The 15459-nt window shown below is 69.8% G+C and carries 16 protein-coding genes; 7 read left to right on the top strand and 9 right to left on the bottom strand.

Annotated elements, in window-relative coordinates; genetic code table 11:
* Positions 1-95: 95 nt before the first annotated feature.
* Together RTL41_RS08570 and RTL41_RS08565 are read left to right on the top strand one after the other, a co-directional pair.
* Complete coding sequence (locus tag RTL41_RS08570; RefSeq protein ID WP_312163307.1) at positions 96-995, top strand: universal stress protein; 900 nt, start codon at positions 96-98, stop codon at positions 993-995.
* 77 nt (positions 996-1072) lie between these two features.
* Positions 1073-3760, top strand: coding sequence for an HAD-IC family P-type ATPase (locus RTL41_RS08565; RefSeq protein WP_312163305.1), 2688 nt, complete (start codon positions 1073-1075; stop codon positions 3758-3760).
* Here the strand turns inward: RTL41_RS08565 and RTL41_RS08560 are convergent.
* A complete protein-coding gene (locus RTL41_RS08560; protein ID WP_312163303.1) occupies positions 3757-5373 on the bottom strand; it encodes an MBL fold metallo-hydrolase in 1617 nt (538 codons plus the stop codon). The genes RTL41_RS08565 and RTL41_RS08560 overlap by 4 nt on opposite strands.
* Positions 5374-5596: 223 nt before the next feature.
* Between RTL41_RS08560 and RTL41_RS08555 the strand changes: the two genes are divergently transcribed.
* Positions 5597-6196 (top strand): NAD(P)H-dependent oxidoreductase, encoded by a 600-nt coding sequence (locus RTL41_RS08555; protein WP_312163301.1) that lies wholly within the window; start codon positions 5597-5599, stop codon positions 6194-6196.
* Here RTL41_RS08555 and RTL41_RS08550 read toward each other — a convergent pair.
* From RTL41_RS08550 to RTL41_RS08540, 3 genes are read right to left on the bottom strand one after another with little or no spacing between them, the layout of a single operon-like run.
* Positions 6193-7377, bottom strand: coding sequence for an acetate/propionate family kinase (locus RTL41_RS08550; protein ID WP_312163299.1), 1185 nt, complete (start codon positions 7375-7377; stop codon positions 6193-6195). The genes RTL41_RS08555 and RTL41_RS08550 overlap by 4 nt on opposite strands.
* A complete protein-coding gene (locus RTL41_RS08545) occupies positions 7374-8333 on the bottom strand; it encodes a bifunctional enoyl-CoA hydratase/phosphate acetyltransferase (RefSeq protein WP_312163298.1) in 960 nt (319 codons plus the stop codon). The genes RTL41_RS08550 and RTL41_RS08545 overlap by 4 nt, the downstream gene beginning before the upstream one ends.
* A gap of 23 nt (positions 8334-8356) precedes the next feature.
* On the bottom strand, positions 8357-9193 hold the full coding sequence (locus RTL41_RS08540) for a universal stress protein (protein ID WP_312163296.1): 837 nt from the start codon (positions 9191-9193) through the stop codon (positions 8357-8359).
* A 190-nt stretch (positions 9194-9383) separates the two neighbouring features.
* Between RTL41_RS08540 and RTL41_RS08535 the strand changes: the two genes are divergently transcribed.
* Together RTL41_RS08535 and RTL41_RS08530 are read left to right on the top strand one after the other, a co-directional pair.
* A complete protein-coding gene (locus tag RTL41_RS08535) occupies positions 9384-9953 on the top strand; it encodes a pyridoxamine 5'-phosphate oxidase family protein (RefSeq protein ID WP_312163294.1) in 570 nt (189 codons plus the stop codon).
* A 184-nt stretch (positions 9954-10137) separates the two neighbouring features.
* Positions 10138-10710, top strand: a complete 573-nt coding sequence (locus RTL41_RS08530; protein WP_312163292.1) for a helix-turn-helix domain-containing protein — start codon at positions 10138-10140, stop codon at positions 10708-10710.
* Positions 10711-10721: 11 nt separating this feature from the next.
* On the opposite strand, the gene RTL41_RS08525 is transcribed toward RTL41_RS08530, so the two are convergent.
* The 3 genes from RTL41_RS08525 to RTL41_RS08515 form a co-directional block, all read right to left on the bottom strand.
* Positions 10722-11243 carry a DUF2478 domain-containing protein gene (locus tag RTL41_RS08525; RefSeq protein ID WP_312163291.1) on the bottom strand — a complete coding sequence of 174 codons (522 nt, stop codon included), beginning with the start codon at positions 11241-11243 and terminating at the stop codon, positions 10722-10724.
* Positions 11243-12292, bottom strand: a complete 1050-nt coding sequence (locus RTL41_RS08520) for an aldo/keto reductase (RefSeq protein WP_312163289.1) — start codon at positions 12290-12292, stop codon at positions 11243-11245. The genes RTL41_RS08525 and RTL41_RS08520 overlap by 1 nt, the downstream gene beginning before the upstream one ends.
* A 71-nt stretch (positions 12293-12363) precedes the next feature.
* A complete protein-coding gene (locus tag RTL41_RS08515; RefSeq protein WP_312163287.1) occupies positions 12364-13122 on the bottom strand; it encodes a class I SAM-dependent methyltransferase in 759 nt (252 codons plus the stop codon).
* Between the two features lie 116 nt (positions 13123-13238).
* Here RTL41_RS08515 and RTL41_RS08510 point away from each other — a divergent pair, with 116 nt between their 5' ends.
* Positions 13239-14129 carry a LysR substrate-binding domain-containing protein gene (locus tag RTL41_RS08510; protein WP_312163285.1) on the top strand — a complete coding sequence of 297 codons (891 nt, stop codon included), beginning with the start codon at positions 13239-13241 and terminating at the stop codon, positions 14127-14129.
* 54 nt (positions 14130-14183) lie between these two features.
* A complete protein-coding gene (locus RTL41_RS08505; RefSeq protein WP_312163283.1) occupies positions 14184-14366 on the top strand; it encodes a hypothetical protein in 183 nt (60 codons plus the stop codon).
* Between the two features lie 9 nt (positions 14367-14375).
* Here the strand turns inward: RTL41_RS08505 and RTL41_RS08500 are convergent, their stop codons facing one another.
* Both RTL41_RS08500 and RTL41_RS08495 read right to left on the bottom strand, forming a co-directional pair.
* Positions 14376-14807, bottom strand: coding sequence for an SgcJ/EcaC family oxidoreductase (locus RTL41_RS08500; RefSeq protein WP_312163281.1), 432 nt, complete (start codon positions 14805-14807; stop codon positions 14376-14378).
* A gap of 10 nt (positions 14808-14817) precedes the next feature.
* Positions 14818-15447, bottom strand: a complete 630-nt coding sequence (locus RTL41_RS08495) for a peptidylprolyl isomerase (RefSeq protein ID WP_312163279.1) — start codon at positions 15445-15447, stop codon at positions 14818-14820.
* Between the last annotated feature and the right edge of the window lie 12 nt (positions 15448-15459).

Genomic DNA, 15459 nt, shown 5'->3' with positions numbered 1-15459 from the left:
GTCGAAAACGCCAGCGAGCGCATTGTTTCGGATCAAGGACGCTGTCCGACGGCCCGCTAGGATGGGCCGGACCACGATAGAATGGAGCGCTCGCCATGTCCGATCCGGGTTGGACCCATAATCCGCCGAAGAAGATCCTTCTCGCGACCGACCTCAGCGCGCGGTGCGACCGGGCCCTCGACCGGGCGAGCCAGCTTGCGGCGGAATGGCGGGCGGAGCTCCTGGTGCTCCACGTCCTGGACCCCGCCGAGGGCTTCATCGAGAGGCGCCATCTGGACGACCTGCCGAGCTGGCGCCGGCCGACCGACCGGCGGGCGTTGGCGGAAGCCCGCGTCCGTCGTGACCTCCCCGAAGCCCACGGCGCCTTCACCGTGCTCGTCAAGGAAGGCGATCCGGCGGCCGTCATCGACGAGACCGCCCGATCGGAGGGGTGCGAGCTTATCGTGACCGGCGTGGCCCGCGACGAGACGCTCGGCCGCTCGGTCCTGGGCGCGACGGTCGATCGGCTTGTGCGGCGCAGCCCCGTGCCGGTCCTGGTCGTCAAGGCGCGGGCCAAGCCATACCGCCAGATCGTCGTGGCCACGGACTTCTCGGATTCGTCGCGCCATGCGCTGACCGCGGCGATGACCTTCTTCCCACTCCATCCCGTGACCCTGATCCACGCCTTCGAGGTCCCGTTCGCCGGCTTCATCGACAAGCGGCGAGCCGAGGAGCAGTTCCGGGCGATGGGGCTGGAGGCCGCCGGCGAGTTCATGACGGCGACCATGCTGACGGACGACCAGCGCCGCGGCGTGGAGGTGCTGGTGGAGTACGGCCCCCCGGAGCGCGTGATCCGGCTGTATGCCGAGGACATGGGCGCCGACCTGGTCGTGCTCGGCACGCACGGCCATAGCGCCGTCTTCGACGTCCTGATCGGCAGCACCGCAAAGCGGATCCTCGAGCAGGCTCCCTCGGACGTGCTGCTCATCCGCGAGCCCCGCTCGACCCCGCGCTGACGGGCGTTTCACCAGACCAACCCAGACCTGGCGAAGGCGGTTGAAGTTACGGCCGCCCAGACAAGGAATTTGAGTTCATGGCCGATGTTCGCAACGCCCCGCTGTGGCATCACCTCGCCATCAGCGCGATCCTTCGCGAGCTCGACTCCAGCGACATCGGCCTGTCCGAGATGGACGCCTCGGCGCGGCGCGAGCGCCATGGCCCCAACAGCCTGCCCGAGACGCAGCGGCGATCGGCGCTCCGGCGCTTTCTCGCCCAGTTCAACAATGTGCTGATCTATTTCCTGCTCGTGGCGGCGGTCGCGGCCGCCTTGCTCGGTCACCTCGTCGACTCCGGAGTCATCGTCGCCGTCGTCATCCTGAACGCCCTCGTGGGCTTCATCCAGGAAGGCCGGGCCGAGCAGGCGCTGGACGCCATTCGCGACCTGATCGCCCCGGACGCCGCCGTGCTCCGCGAAGGCCACAGGACGCGGGTGGCTGCCCGTGATCTCGTGCCGGGCGACGTCGTCCTGCTTGAGGCGGGGGACCGCGTGCCGGCGGACCTTCGCCTGCTGAAGGCCCGGCGGCTGCTGATCGACGAGGCGCTGCTCACCGGAGAATCCGTGGCGGCGGAGAAGGACGAGATCCCGGTCGCGCCCGCCGCGCCGCTCGGCGATCGCCGTTGCATGGCGTTCTCCGGCACCCTGGTCGCCGCCGGCCAGGGCGCCGGCATGGTCGTCGAGACCGGGCCGCGGACCCAGGTCGGCCAGATCAGCGGGATGCTCCAGGCCGTGGAGCCGCTGAACACCCCCCTGCTGCGCCAGATCGACAGCTTCGCCAAGCGCTTCACCTGGCTGGTCTTCCTGGGCGGGGCCGCGCTCTTCGCTTTCGCGGTCCTGGTTCGCGGCTTCCAGTGGGTGGACGCGCTGATCGCGATCGTCGCGCTCGCCGTCGGCGTGATTCCGGAGGGCCTACCGGCGGTGATCACCGTCACCCTGGCGATCGGGGTGAAGCGCATGGCGGCGCGCAACGCCTTGATCCGCAAGCTTCCGGCCGTGGAGACGCTCGGGGCGACCTCGGTGATCTGCACCGACAAGACCGGCACCCTGACGCACAACGAGATGACGGCCCGCCGCATCATGACCGCCGATCGCGAGGTGGTCGCGAACGGTTCGGGATATGCGCCGGACGGCTCGCTGACCTGCCCTGAGACGGGGCTGGAGACCAGGATCGAAGGCGGCCTCCTCGACGTGGTCCGCTGCGGCGTCCTCTGCAACGACGCCGCGCTCGTCCACGACCACGGTCCGTGGTGCGTCCATGGCGACCCGATGGAAGGCGCCCTGCTGACGCTCGGCGCGAAGGCGGGCGTGGAGCGTGAGGCCCTGCACGCCGAGTGGGAGCGACTTGACGAGATCCCGTTCGATGCGGCGCACCGGTTCATGGCCACCATGCACCGCGGCCCGGCCGGCGAGATCGTGGTGTTTCTCAAGGGCGCGGCCGAAGCCTTGTTCGAGCGGGCGGCGAAGCCCTTCGATGCGGAGGCGTGGAACAGGCGCATCGCCGCCGCGGGCGCGGAAGGCGAGCGCGTCCTGGCCTTCGGCATGAAGCGGCTGGCCCATGCCCCCGACCGGCTCGCCTTCGAGGACCTGGCCGAGGGGGTCGAGTTCCTCGGGCTCGTCGGCTTCATCGATCCCCCGCGCTCGGAAACCCGGGCGGCCATCGCCGAATGCCGGTCGGCGCAGATCGCGGTGAAGATGATCACCGGCGACCACGCCGCGACGGCCGTCGCGATCGCGCGTCAGCTCGACATCGCCGACGACCCGCAGGCCCTGAGAGGCGTCGACATCGACGCGCTGTCGGACCTGGAATTGAGGGACGCGGTCGAACGGATCTCGGTGTTCGCGCGGACCAGCCCGGCCCACAAGCTGCGGATCGTGCGCGCCCTGCAGGCCAACGGCCACATCGTCGCCATGACCGGCGACGGCGTGAACGACGCCCCCGCCCTGAAACAGGCCGACGTCGGAACAGCCATGGGGATCAAGGGAACGGAGGCCTCCAAGGAAGCCGCCGAGATGGTGCTGCTCGACGACAACTTCGCCTCGATCGTGAGCGCCGTCCGTGAAGGCCGGACGGTCCACGACAACATCCGCAAGGTCATCTCCTGGGAGATCCCGACCAACGGCGCCGAGACCCTGGCCGTGGTGCTGGCCATCCTTTTCGGCTTCACCCTGCCGATGACCGCCACTCAGATCCTCTGGTCGAACCTGATCCTGGCCGCCACCCTGGCGATCGTGCTGGCCTTCGAGCCGCCCGAGCCTGGCGTCATGCACCGCCCGCCGCGCGCGGCGGATGCCCCGCTGCTCTCGCCGTTCCTCGTCTGGCGCGTGGTGCTGGTCTCGGTGCTTATGGGCGCGGCGGTGCTCGGGGTCTTCTTTCACGCGCTCCATACCGGGCGGGGCGTCGAGACCGCCCGGACCATGGTCGTGAACCTGTTCGTCATCGCGGAGATCTTCTACCTGTTCAACGTGCGTTACCTGCACATGACTTCCCTGACCTGGCGCGGCGCGCTGGGGACGCCGCCAGTGCTGGCCGCGATCGCGGTGCTGGTCGTCGCGCAGGCGATGTTCACCTATGCCCCGTTCATGCAGGCGATCTTCGACAGCCGCCCGCTCACGCTTCAGGACGGCGCGCTGCTGGTCGCCATCGGCGCGGCGCTGATGGCGTTCCTCGAGGGGGAAAAGTTGCTGATGCGGCGCCTGGGGTGGTTCAAGGAGCTGCAGCGCTAGGCTGCGGCTTCGGGCGCGTGCTCCCAATCGGCTTCCTTCAGCGCCCGCTCGAGCGCCAGTAGCAGTCGCAGACGCGAAGCGTCGTCGGGAGCCTCCTCGAGCCGATCGTTGAGGCGGCCCAGCAGGTCGGCGCGGGCGTTGTGCCAGTCGAGCGTCGCGGCCCGTCCCGCGGCCAGGCGGGGCGTTTCGACCTCAAGCGGACGGACGGCCGAGCGACCGAGCTCGAAGCTCTGATCGAGGACCGGAATGGTGATCCTGGCCGGGTCGAAGCCCGCCGCCGCCAGGCGCTCGGAAAGTCCCTTGAGGGCGTTCGGCTCGCCATGGGCGAGGAACACCTGGCCGTCGACGGGGCGGCGCTCCCTCGCCCACTGCACGAGACCATTGGCGTCGGCGTGGGCCGAGTAGACGTCGAGAACGCAGATCCGGGCCTTCACCCGGTAATCTTCGCCCTGGATGCGCACCTGGGTCTTGCCCTCGACCAGCAGGCGGCCAAGCGTGCCCACGGCCTGATAGCCCGTGATCAGGACCGTCACTTCGCGACGCCAGAGCAGGCGCTTCAGATGCCCCCGGATCCGCCCGGCGTCGCACATGCCGCTGCCGGCGAGGATGATGTGCCAGTCCCGGAGCCTCTCGAGGCGATCGCTGTCCGCGGGTTTCATGAGGTAGTGCAGGTGCGAGGCGCCCCGCAGCGGGGTGAACGGGTTGACCTGGCTGTCGCGGTTCCAGCCCCGCTCCAGGAACACGTCCGTCGCTTCGATCGCCAGCGGCGAGTCCAGGAAGATCTCGCCCATGGGCGCATCCCCGGACTCCATGACCGCCAGGATGTCGAGCAGCAGCTCCTGCGCCCGGCCGACCGCGAAGGTCGGCATCAGCAACGGGCCGCCGGCCGCATGGGCCTGGCGCAGTTCCTCGGCGAGCTGGCGACGTCGTTCGGCCGTATTGACGCGCTGGCGCTCGCGATCGCCATAGGTCGATTCCAGGATCAGATGATCCACGCCCTGCGGGCCGGTGGGCTCGGGCAGGTAGTCCTGCGCGCCCGCGCCGAGGTCGCCCGAGAACAGCAGGCGCACCCGTTCGTCGCCCTCCCCGGCCATCACCTCGATGGAGGCGGCGCCCAGCATGTGGCCGGCGCTCCAGTATCTGGCCTGCAGGCCGGGGGCGATGTCGACCACGTCGCCGATCTTCACCTTGACGAACTGGTCCATCACCTTGCGCGCGTCGCGTTCGGTGTAGATCGGCTCGACCAGCGGGCGGCCGCGGTGCTGGTTGCGCCAGTTGAGCGAGCGCACCTCGCTTTCCTGGATCCCGCCGGCGTCGGCCAGCATGACCGAGCAGAGGTCGCGCGCCGCCGCCGTGGCGTAGATCGGCCCTCTGTAGCCGGCGCGCATGAGCTTGGGGAGCAGGCCCGAATGGTCGATGTGGGCGTGGGTCAGCAGCACGGCGTCGATCGACGAGACGTCGAAGGGGAACGGCTCGTAGTTCAGCGCCTTCAGCGTCTTGGGGCCCTGGAACAGGCCGCAGTCCACCAGGATCTCGAACCCGTCACCGCTGAGGCGTGCGCAGAAGCCGGTGACGCATTCGGCCGCGCCGTGGAAAGTGAGGTTCAAACCCATGACTGATCCCGCAGTTCAGATCCGGCGCGCGCGCATCGGCGTCTTGCCGAACTGATCCGAAGTCCGCCGACCTGTCGAGCGCCTGTGCGCACCTGGACCGGGGCGAGGAAGGACGCCGCCAAGGCTTCGCACCGCCCCACGAACTCAAGGCGCCTGGACTCCGGGCTGGCGAGGGACGAGGCTGCCGATGGTCTGGCGGCTGCCGCAGACTACGGAAATCACCATGAAACACGCCGTCGTCCTCGCTCACCCGGCCAAAGAGAGCCTCAACAAGGCGATCGCCCACACCTATCGCGCGGCGGCCGAAGAGCTGGGCCACGCCGTCGAGGTCCGCGATCTGTACGCCATGGGGTTCGACCCGTGCCTCAAGGCCGCCGAGATCCCCGGGCCGCAGGCGCCGGTGTTCGAGGACGACGTGCTGCGCGAGCGGGCGCTGCTGGCCGAGGTCGAGGTGTTCGCCTTCGTCTATCCGTTCTGGTTCAACGCGCCGCCGGCGATCCTGAAGGGCTATGTGGACCGGATCTTCGGCATGGGGTTCGGCTTTCAGCCGGGCCCGGGCGGCAACAGCCCCGCGCTGGCCGGGCGCAGGCTGATCAGCTTCACCACCTCCGGCGCCCCGGATCGCTGGGTGCGCGACACCGGCGCGATGAGGGCCCTGACCCAGTTGTTCGACAACCACCTGGCCGGAACCTGCGGCCTGACCGTCGTCGATCACGTTCACTTCGGGGGCATGGTCTCGGACATCACCGAAGAAGCCGCCGCCGAGGTGTTCGCCAGGGTCCGCGCGGCCGTCGCCGAGCATTTCGGGGCTGGGCGGAGCTAGGACGCGGCGGCGGCCCTCAGGCGGCTGTCGACGCCTCGGGCGATCACCACCTGTTCGTCGGTGGGAATGACCAGAACCTCCACCTGGCTCTCCGCGGCGTCGACCCGCTCGGCGCCGGACAGGTTCGCTTCGGGGTCAAGCGTCGCGCCAAGCCAGCCGCAGAGGCCGACGATCCGCTCGCGGATCGCCGCCGCGTTCTCCCCGACCCCGGCCGTGAACACCAGGGTGTCGAGCCCGCCCAAGGCCGCCGCCAGCGAGGCGACTTCGCGCGCGATGCGGTAGACGTACACCTCCAGCGCCTGGCGTGCATGGGGCGCGGGGCTGGCCAGCAGCGTGACCATGTCTCCGCTCAGCCCCGACAGGCCAAGAAGACCCGACCGCTGGTAGAGCAGGTCGGTTACGGCGGCGGGGCTCATCGCCTTCGCCTGGAGCAGATACAGGATGACCCCCGGGTCCAGGGAGCCGCTGCGGGTGCTCATGGGCGGGCCCTCGAGCGCGGAGAAGCCCATGGTGGTGGCGACGCTGCGCCCCTGGTCCATGGCGCAGAGCGAGACGCCGCTGCCGAGGTGCAGGACGATGGCCCGACCGCCGGCCCGCTGGCCGTCGCGCTGGCGCAGGACCCCGGCGATATAGTCGTAGGACAGGCCATGGAAGCCGTAGGCCAGGACGCCCTCGTCGATCAGATCGCGCGGCAGGGCGTAGAGCCGCGCCACCTCCGGCTGGTCGGCGTGAAAGGCGGTGTCGAAGACCCCGACCTGCAGGGCGCCGGGAAGGCGCCGCGCGGCGATCCCCACGCCGCGGAGATTGAAGGGCTGGTGGAGCGGAGCCAGCGAGGACAGATCCTCCAGCTTCGACAGGACCTCCTCGCTCAGGATTTGCGGCTCGCGGAAGTCCCGGCCGCCATGAACGATGCGGTGGCCGACGGCGACGACGCCGGCCGCCCTTCCCTCGGCCGCCAGCCAGTCGAACAGCCGCTCCAGCACCGCGTCGAGGTCGGCTTCCCCCGTCCAGGACTCGTCGGCCAGCGTGACGCCGTCGGCGCCGGCCCGCATCCGCGGCGCGCCGCCCAGGCCCGAAACCTGTCCCGCCAGCTTCAGCGGCAGGCCCGGGGCGGCCCCATAGACGGCGAACTTCAGGCTGGACGACCCGGCGTTCAGGGTCAGGATGTCGCCCGCCGTCATCGCAGATACTTGGTCGGCTTGTGCTGGGTGACGAGAATGGCGAGCGCGCAGGAGGCCAGGCGTGAGGCCTCAGGATCGGAGCGGCTGGTCAACATGATCGGGACCCGGGCGCCGAGCACGATCCCCGCCGACTGCGCGTTGGACAGGTAGAAGAGCTGCTTGGCCAGCATGTTGCCCGACTCGATGTCCGGGACGATCAGGATGTCGGCCTGCCCCGCCACGAGCGACACGATGCCCTTGGCCTTGGCCGACTCCAGCGAGATCGCGTTGTCGAAGGCCAGCGGGCCGTCCAGCAGTCCGCCGACGATCTGCCCCCGGTCGGCCATCTTGCACAACGCCGCGGCGTCCAGGGTCGAGATCATCTTGGGATTGACGGTCTCGATCGCCGAGAGGATGGCCACCTTGGGCTGGGGCGTCCCCATCGCATGGGCCAGATCGATGGCGTTCTGCACGATGTCCCGCTTGGCGGCGAGGTCCGGCGCGATGTTCAGCGCGGCGTCGCTGACCAGCAGCGGCCGCGGATAGGTCGGCACGTCGAGCACGAAGACGTGGCTCATCCTGCGGTCGGTCCGCAGGCCCGAGCCCGGCGCCACCACCGCTTCGAGCAGTTCGTCGGTATGCAGGGCGCCCTTCATGATCGCGGCCGCCTGCCCCTTGGCGGCCATCGCGCAGGCGGTCGCGGCGGCCTGATGGCTGTGTTCGACATCGATGAGCTCGAACGCCGAGATGTCGCGGCCCGCGTCCCGGGCGGCGGCTTCGACCCGCGCCTTGGGTCCGATCAGGATCGGCGTGATCAGCCCGCGTTCGGCCGCCTCGACCGCGCCGGTCAGGGAGAGCACGTCGACCGGGTGCGCCACGGCCGTCAGCAGCGGCGGCTGCGACTCGGCCATGCGCATCAGCCTCTGGAGCTGGCTGGCCGCAATAGGCGCGTCGGCGGGCTTTTCGACGATCATCATGTCCTTTCCCGAACGGGACGCCCTCAATGCGACAGGAGAAGGGGCGCCGGCACGTCCTGCAGAAGCTGCCGGCTGACGCCTCCGAGAACCAGCTCCTGCAGCCGCGGACGGCCGTACAATCCGGCGATCAACAGGTCGATGTCCAGTTCGGCCATGTGCCGCTCGATCACTTCGGCGGCGTCTTCGTCCCTGCTCGTGTCCAGGATGATGTTCGGCTTGACCCCGTGCCGCTCCAGCAGGCGCTGCAACATGCCGTCCGGCCCGCCCTCGCCCGAGGGCGAGACGACCAGGACATGGACCTCCTCCGCGCCCTCGATGAAGGGCCAGCCGTCGCGGAGCGCCCGCGCCGCCTCGCGCGATCCATTCCAGGCGACGAGGACGCGCTTGCCGGCGGGCGGCGCGTAGTCGTCAGCCGGCGTCACCAGCACCGGGCCGCCGCTGGCCATCGCAAGATCCGCCGCCGCCACGTGCTTCTGCCCCATGTGGATCGCCATGCGGCTGGGCATGATCACCAGGTCGGCCCTGCGGGCGCAGGCGATCACCGTGTCGGGATAGTCGCCGCTCGCGGTCATGAAGTCGGATTCGATCCCCGCATCTCCCGCCGCGGCCTCGAACCGCTGGCGCGCGGCCTCGCTGGCCTGCGCCACGCCCTTGGCGTGGTCGCGCAGGATCCGGTCGATGTCGCCGGAGGGAAGGCCATACAGGGCCTCCCCCGCGCCGAACTGCAGTATGAACTCGCTGGTCAGGAAGAGCCCCGTCAGGTGGGCTTTCCAGCGGCGGGCGAGATCGGCGCCGAACTGGGCGCGATAGGACCCGGCCGGCGTGGAATCCATCAGAACGAGGATGTCGCGATAGGTCATGAGCGCCTCCGTTGGCGTGCAGCTTAACGCCTGGCCGCGACGCCGACTTGACGTGGGTCAACCGCAGGTTCGGCCGCCACCCCGGTTCGACCGGATTGATCCGGCGCAAGGCGTTGGCGGAGCCTATCCTTACAAGAGATAGCCGCCGGCGAGGCGCATCCCAAGAACCAATGCGCCTCGCCGGGGGTTGATGTGGCGTTCCTTCTCCTCCCGGGAGCGGGAACCCAGCAAACGGGCGAGAAACGGGATGGCGTCCTCAAGACACTCCACAGTTGCCGCCCCCGAGGCGGTCGGGGGCCTCGACCCTCGCGCGCTGTGCCTGGAAATCCTGGACGAAAACCGCGTCATGTCGATCGGAACGGTCCGGGGCGACGGCTGGCCGCATGTGACCCTGGTCAACTACCTGCGCCTGGGCCACGCGCTGTACTTCGTGATCTCTCGCGAGAGCCAGAAATTCGCGAACATCGACCGCGATCCCCGCGTCTCCATCGCCCTGGGCGGAAGCCAGAACCCGCGCGGCCTGTCCATTGCGGCGCGGGCGATGGAAGTGCGGGACAGCGAACGGATCAAGGAACTGAACCGGGCCATCGAGGCGCGATCGGGGCCCGCCGCCTTCATGCCCCATCCAGGCTCGCCCTCGGTCGCCATCATGGAGGCCAGGCCGGTGATCATTTCGCTGGTCGACTACACGGCGCCGCCGGGGTCCCGACGACTGATGCGGGTGATCGAGGACTGGCGCCTGGAGCCTCTGGCGAGCTGACCCCTTCCGTAGATCTACTTAAGCAGCGCCCCTTAAGCACCGGCCACGAATATCGCCGCTCGGCCGCCAGCCTTAACAATTCGGGTCATCGACAGGGAGACCGACGATGCCCCCCCAGGCGCTCAGTGAACCTTCTTCCTCACGGTCCAGCACGGTCGACGCCTTCGGGCCCATCGGCGTGCGCATGCACTTCGCCGCCGACGAGGAAATCTATGCTCAGGACGAGGACGCCGACCTGATCTATCAGGTGCTGGAGGGCGTGGTCCGCACCAGCCGCCTGCTCAGCGACGGCAGGCGCCAGATCGGCGACTTCTACTATCCCGGCGAACTCTTCGGGATGGAGGCCGGCGACAAGCACAGCTTTTCCGCCGACGCCTTGGGCGCCTGCACAATTCTGGTGGCCAAGCGTTCGGCCGTGCACCATTGCGGCGAGCAGCGCGAGCGGCTCGAGCGCCTGATCTGGACGGCCACGACGCGGGAACTCGCCCGGACCCAGGAACACCTGTTCCTCCTTGGCCGAAGGGGCGCGTGCGAAAAGGTTGCGAGCTTCCTGATGAGCGCCGCCGATCGCGCCAAGGGTGATCTCACCCCCCTGGCGATGAGCCGGCAGGACATCGCCGACTATCTGGGCCTGACGATCGAGACGGTGTCGCGAACCCTCACCCAGCTCCAGTCGGACGGCCTCGTGAAGTTCGTCGGCTACAGGAATTTCCAGGTGATCCGGCCGGCCGGCCTTTTACGCCTGGTCGCGGCCTAGCCGAGCGTCGGTCAGGCGACCTGGCGATGCAGGCTGCGCCACCAGCCTTCGATCGCGGCCAGGTCGGGCGGCAGGACCACGTAGAGCGGCGCGGCGAAGGCGGACCAGACCGGGTCGAACTTCTGCGCCACCGAGGTCAGGATCGGGGTGCGGGCGGCCAGGCCGGCGGCGAACGCATCCGACAGGCCGGTCCGTTCGGCCTCCAGCCGCCCGAACTTGCTGAGCACCACCAGATCGCAGCCGGCGGCGATGTCCTGGCGCACCGCCTCGCACGCGGTCACGATGCTGCCGGCGTCCAGTCCGCAGGCGGTCGAGCCGCCGCCCAGCTCCTGGAAGACCGGGAAGCGCCGGCCGTCGACCAGGCTGCGCAACTGCGCCTCGCCCTCCCCGGGCTCCTCCTCGACCACGCCGGCGACGCGCACGCGGGGGCCGAGCCGCTGGGCGAAGGCGCAGAACAGGGACTGAATCGCCGGGGTCGGGGCGCCGCGCACCACCGCGATCGGCCTGGCCAGGTCCGGCGTCGGGTTTCCCATCATTCCTTGGGTTTGAAGGGGGCCGGGACGCGGTTGGCGCCCTGGCGTGCGAACATCCAGCCCGGATACTCGGCCGGCAGCTCGCTGACCGCATCGAGGCGCTGCATCTCCTCGGGCGTCAGTTCGAGGTCGACCGCGGCCAGGTTGTCGTCCAGTTGCTCGACGGTCTTGGCGCCGATGATCACACTCATCACATGCGGCTTGGCCAGCAGCCAGGCCAGGGCCACGCGGGCCACCGACGCCTCGTGCGCCTGTGCGATCTCGCGCATGACCTCGATGCAGGCCCAGGCGCGATCCAGGTTCACAGGCGGGAAGTCGAAACTGGTGCGCCGCGCGTTCTCCGGATTGTTCGAGCCCGGCCCGAACTTGCCCGACAGCAGCCCGCCGGCCAGCGGCGACCAGACCATCAGGCCCAGTTGCTCGGACGTCAGCATCGGGACCAGTTCGCGCTCCAGGTCGCGGCCGGCGACGGTGTAGTAGGCCTGCAAGGTTTCGAACCGCGCATAACCCTTGGCTTCCGAAAGCCCCAGGGCCTTGGCGATCTTCCAGGCCGACCAGTTCGAGACGCCGACGTATCGCACCAGCCCCTGGCTCACCAGGTCGTCGAGCGCGCGCAACGTCTCGTCGATGGGGGTCACCGTGTCGTTTCCATGGATCTGGTAGAGATCGATGTGGTCGGTCTGCAGCCGCTCCAGGCTGGCCTTGACCGAGTCCAGGATGTGCCCGCGCGAGGCCCCTCGGTCGTTGGGGCCCGGCCCCATCTGGCCGAAGACCTTGGTCGCCAGCACCACGTCGCTGCGCTTGACGCCGAGGTTCCTGAGCGACTGGCCGAGGCGCTGCTCGGACGCGCCGAACGAATAGACGTCGGCGGTGTCGAAGAAGTTCACCCCCGCGGCCAGGGCCTTGCCCACGATCGCATCGACGTCGGCCTGCGGCAGCGAGCCGATCGCCTTCCACATGCCGGCGTCCTCGTTCCCGCCGAAGGTCATCGTCCCCAGGCAGATCTCGGAGACGTAGAGGCCCGTCCGGCCAAGCTGCTTGAACTTCATGGGGCGGCTCCTGGCGTTGTCACCCCAGACTACATATCGGTTCGTGACGGGCGCAAGACAGTCCGCCGGCCTCAGGGGCGCGAGATGACCAGCCGGCGCGACCCGTCATAGGTCGGCATCCGCCGCCAATGGCCGTAGCGCTCGTCCCAGGCGCCCGAGGCGAGGTCGGCCGACAGCGCGGCGACGAACCGCGGCTCGACCTCCGGCGCCACGAAGCCCCACGAGGACTGGGCCCCGCGCACCGCCGGCTCCAGCAGGCGTTCGGGCCGGGCGTAGAAGGCCTCGGTGACGCCGTCGACGCAGTCGATGGCGATCGGCACGGTTTCGACGCTCACCTGGCCGCCGAGGGCGTCGACGATCGCCTCGATCCCCGGATAGCGCCGCTGCTCGGCGGCGATCAGTTCGGGGGCGTAGTCGTTCAGCCACCAGCGCGACAGGGCCGGCCCGTCGAAGGCGGCGACCACGACCGGACCGCGCGCCACGCGCCGCAACTCCGCCAGCCCCTTGGCCGGATCGCGCCACTGATGGACGGTGGCCACCGCCATCGCCGCATCGACGCTGTCGTCGTCCAGCGGCAGCGCCTCGGCGAACGCCTCGATCGCTAGGCCGGCGCCCGGCCGTCGCTGAGCGCGCATCACCGCCGAAGGCTCGACCGCCAGGACGTAGCAGTCCTGGGGCTCATAGGACCCCGTCCCGGCCCCGACATTGAGCACGGTCCGCACTGGGCCGAGCGCCTGGCGGATGCGGTGGGCCAGCACCGGGTCGGGCCGCCTTTGCGCCGCATAGCCGCCGCCCGTGCGGTCGTAGTCCACGTCTCCGCCTACCGCCATTCGTCAATTCTCCTCACGTTTGAATCCGATGAAGAGATGTCTACCCCGTTCCTTTTCGCCGAAAAATCGAGAACGGGTCGTGCTATAGGTGAGGCAAATTCAACTGTGAGATCGCCATGACGCGTCCACGCCTGCCGCCGCTCGCCACCCTGCGCGCCTTCGAGGCCGTCGCCAGGCTCGGCTCGGTCGGCCGCGCCGCCGAGGAGCTGGGCCGCACGCACGGCGCGGTCAGCAAGCAGTTGCAGGCGCTGCGCCTGGACGCCGGCGCGCCGCTGTTCGACAAGGTCGGGACCGGCCTGCAGGCCAACGCCGCCGGCAAGCGGCTGGCGCAGGCGGTGGGGCGCGCGTTCGACGACCTGGGCCAAGCCTATGCCGAGGTGGTGCGCGAAGCCCGCGCACCGGCGTTGCGCATCGCGTGCAGCGCCAGTTTCGCCATGGGCTGGCTGGTCCCGCACCTGCCGCGCTTTTCCGAACGACACCCGGACGTGCGGCTCGAACTCTCGATGACCTCGGCGAAGGACATGCGCGAGGAACGCGACGCCGACCTGGTGATCCTGTGGGACCGCAGCGCCTATCCGCCCGAAGACCAGGCGCGCGCCATCCGCCTCGCCGACGCCAGCTTCGGGCCGGTCGCCGCGCCCGACTACCCGGTCGAACGACGCCCCCGGGACGGAACCCTGCGCGTCGCCCGGCGCATCGTCCACGACCATGCCGCCGGGGCCTGGGCGCAATGGAGCAGGCTGTCGGGGCTGGCGCTCGAGGCCCCGGCCCAGATCAGCTTTCCGCACACGCACCTTTGCCTGCAGGCGGCGGTGGCCGGCATGGGCGTGGCGGTGGCCGAGCGCCGCCTGGCCCAGGCCGAGCTGGCGGCCGGTCGGCTGGCGGCGGTGGCCGATTTCACGACGTTTCCCGACGGCTTCGCCGCCATTCCGCACCGCTCGCGACCGCTGTCCGCCCAGGCCCGGACCTTCCTCGACTGGCTGGCGGCCGAACTGGGCGCGGCCTAGGCGCGGCGTTCACCATCCCAAGAACCACAAGGGCCGGCGCGGCGTTGAAGGAGCATGACTTCCGAACGTTCCAACGCCCCGCCCGGAGGCCCGCGGCCGCCGCCACGCGAGATCGGAGCGGTGCTGGCAGGCGATTTCCGCATCACCGGCCGGGCCTACCGCGCGCGGCTGTGGCGCGAGGACGTGCGCGCGATCGAGGCCAAGGACATCGGCCCCATCGTCGACCGCGTGGTCTAGCTTGCCTCGTCAGCCGGAGTGATCGGAGACGATCCGCCAGCCGTCCGCGGTCTTGTGGAACACCAGGCTGAACAGGCCGGTGGCCTTTTCGCCGTTCGGCAGGTCGAGATTGAACCTGCCGATCACGGCGGCGTAGTCGGGGCCCAGCGGGTCGAAGTCGACCACCTCGGTCGAGAGCCTGGGCATGGCCGTCGGGTCGGCGAACCGGGGGGCGTACATGGCCCGGATGGCGTCATAGCCCTGGATGACCTTTCCACCGCTAACATAGTTGATTTGCGGGGCTTTTTCGTAGCTGGCCATGAAGGTGTCGAGCTCGCCGCGGCTCCAGCCGGCGCTGGCGTCGGCCAGCACCTTGGCGACGTCGGCACGGTCGTCGGCCAGGGCCGGACCGGCCATCAGGCCTATCGTCAGGGCGACGGCGGAAAGTGCGCTGAACTTCACAATCGGGCTCCTATTTGCGCCGTATCGTCAGGATTTCGACGGGACGTTCCAGAATCTGTCCCTTGACGTAGACCACATCGGTCGGAGCGTCCGAAGGCTGCCCCTGAATCCTGCGCACCACGTCCATGCCCCCGGTCACCCGGCCGAAGGCGGCGTAGCCCTGGCCGTCGGGATTGCGGGCGCCGCCGAAGTCGAGGCTGGTGTTGTCGCCGACCGTGATGAAGAACTCCGAGGTCGCGGAGCCCGGGCCGTCGCGGGCCATCGAGATGACGCCGTCGGTGTGGCTCAGCCCGCTCGTGGCGGTGGTCTCGTGGGCGATGGGCGGCTGCATCTGGCCGCGACGAGCGTCGCTGTCGATTCCGCCCTGGATCACCTGGATCGGCGCCTTGGGATTGGGATCGGTCGCGGCGCGCACGACCCGGTAGAAGGTCGCGCCGGCGTAGCGGCCCTCGTCCACATAGCGCAGGAAGTTGGCGACGGTGAGCGGCGCGCGGTCGGGATAGAGCTCCAGCTCCACCACGCCCAGGTCGGTGGTCATCACCACCGGCACGGCGGCCGGCGGGGCGGCGGGGCCGGGGCCTGCCGCCGCCAGAAAGAGGGCCGCGCCCAGCACGGCGCGTCGAACGAGCTTCATGGCCATGCCCGGCCCTCC

Origin of the sequence: Phenylobacterium sp. (assembly GCF_031984885.1) — a bacterium.
In the GTDB taxonomy this organism is placed as follows: domain Bacteria; phylum Pseudomonadota; class Alphaproteobacteria; order Caulobacterales; family Caulobacteraceae; genus Phenylobacterium.
The sequence above is the reverse complement of the archived record's forward strand: the minus strand, read 5'-3'. Positions and strand labels throughout refer to the sequence as shown.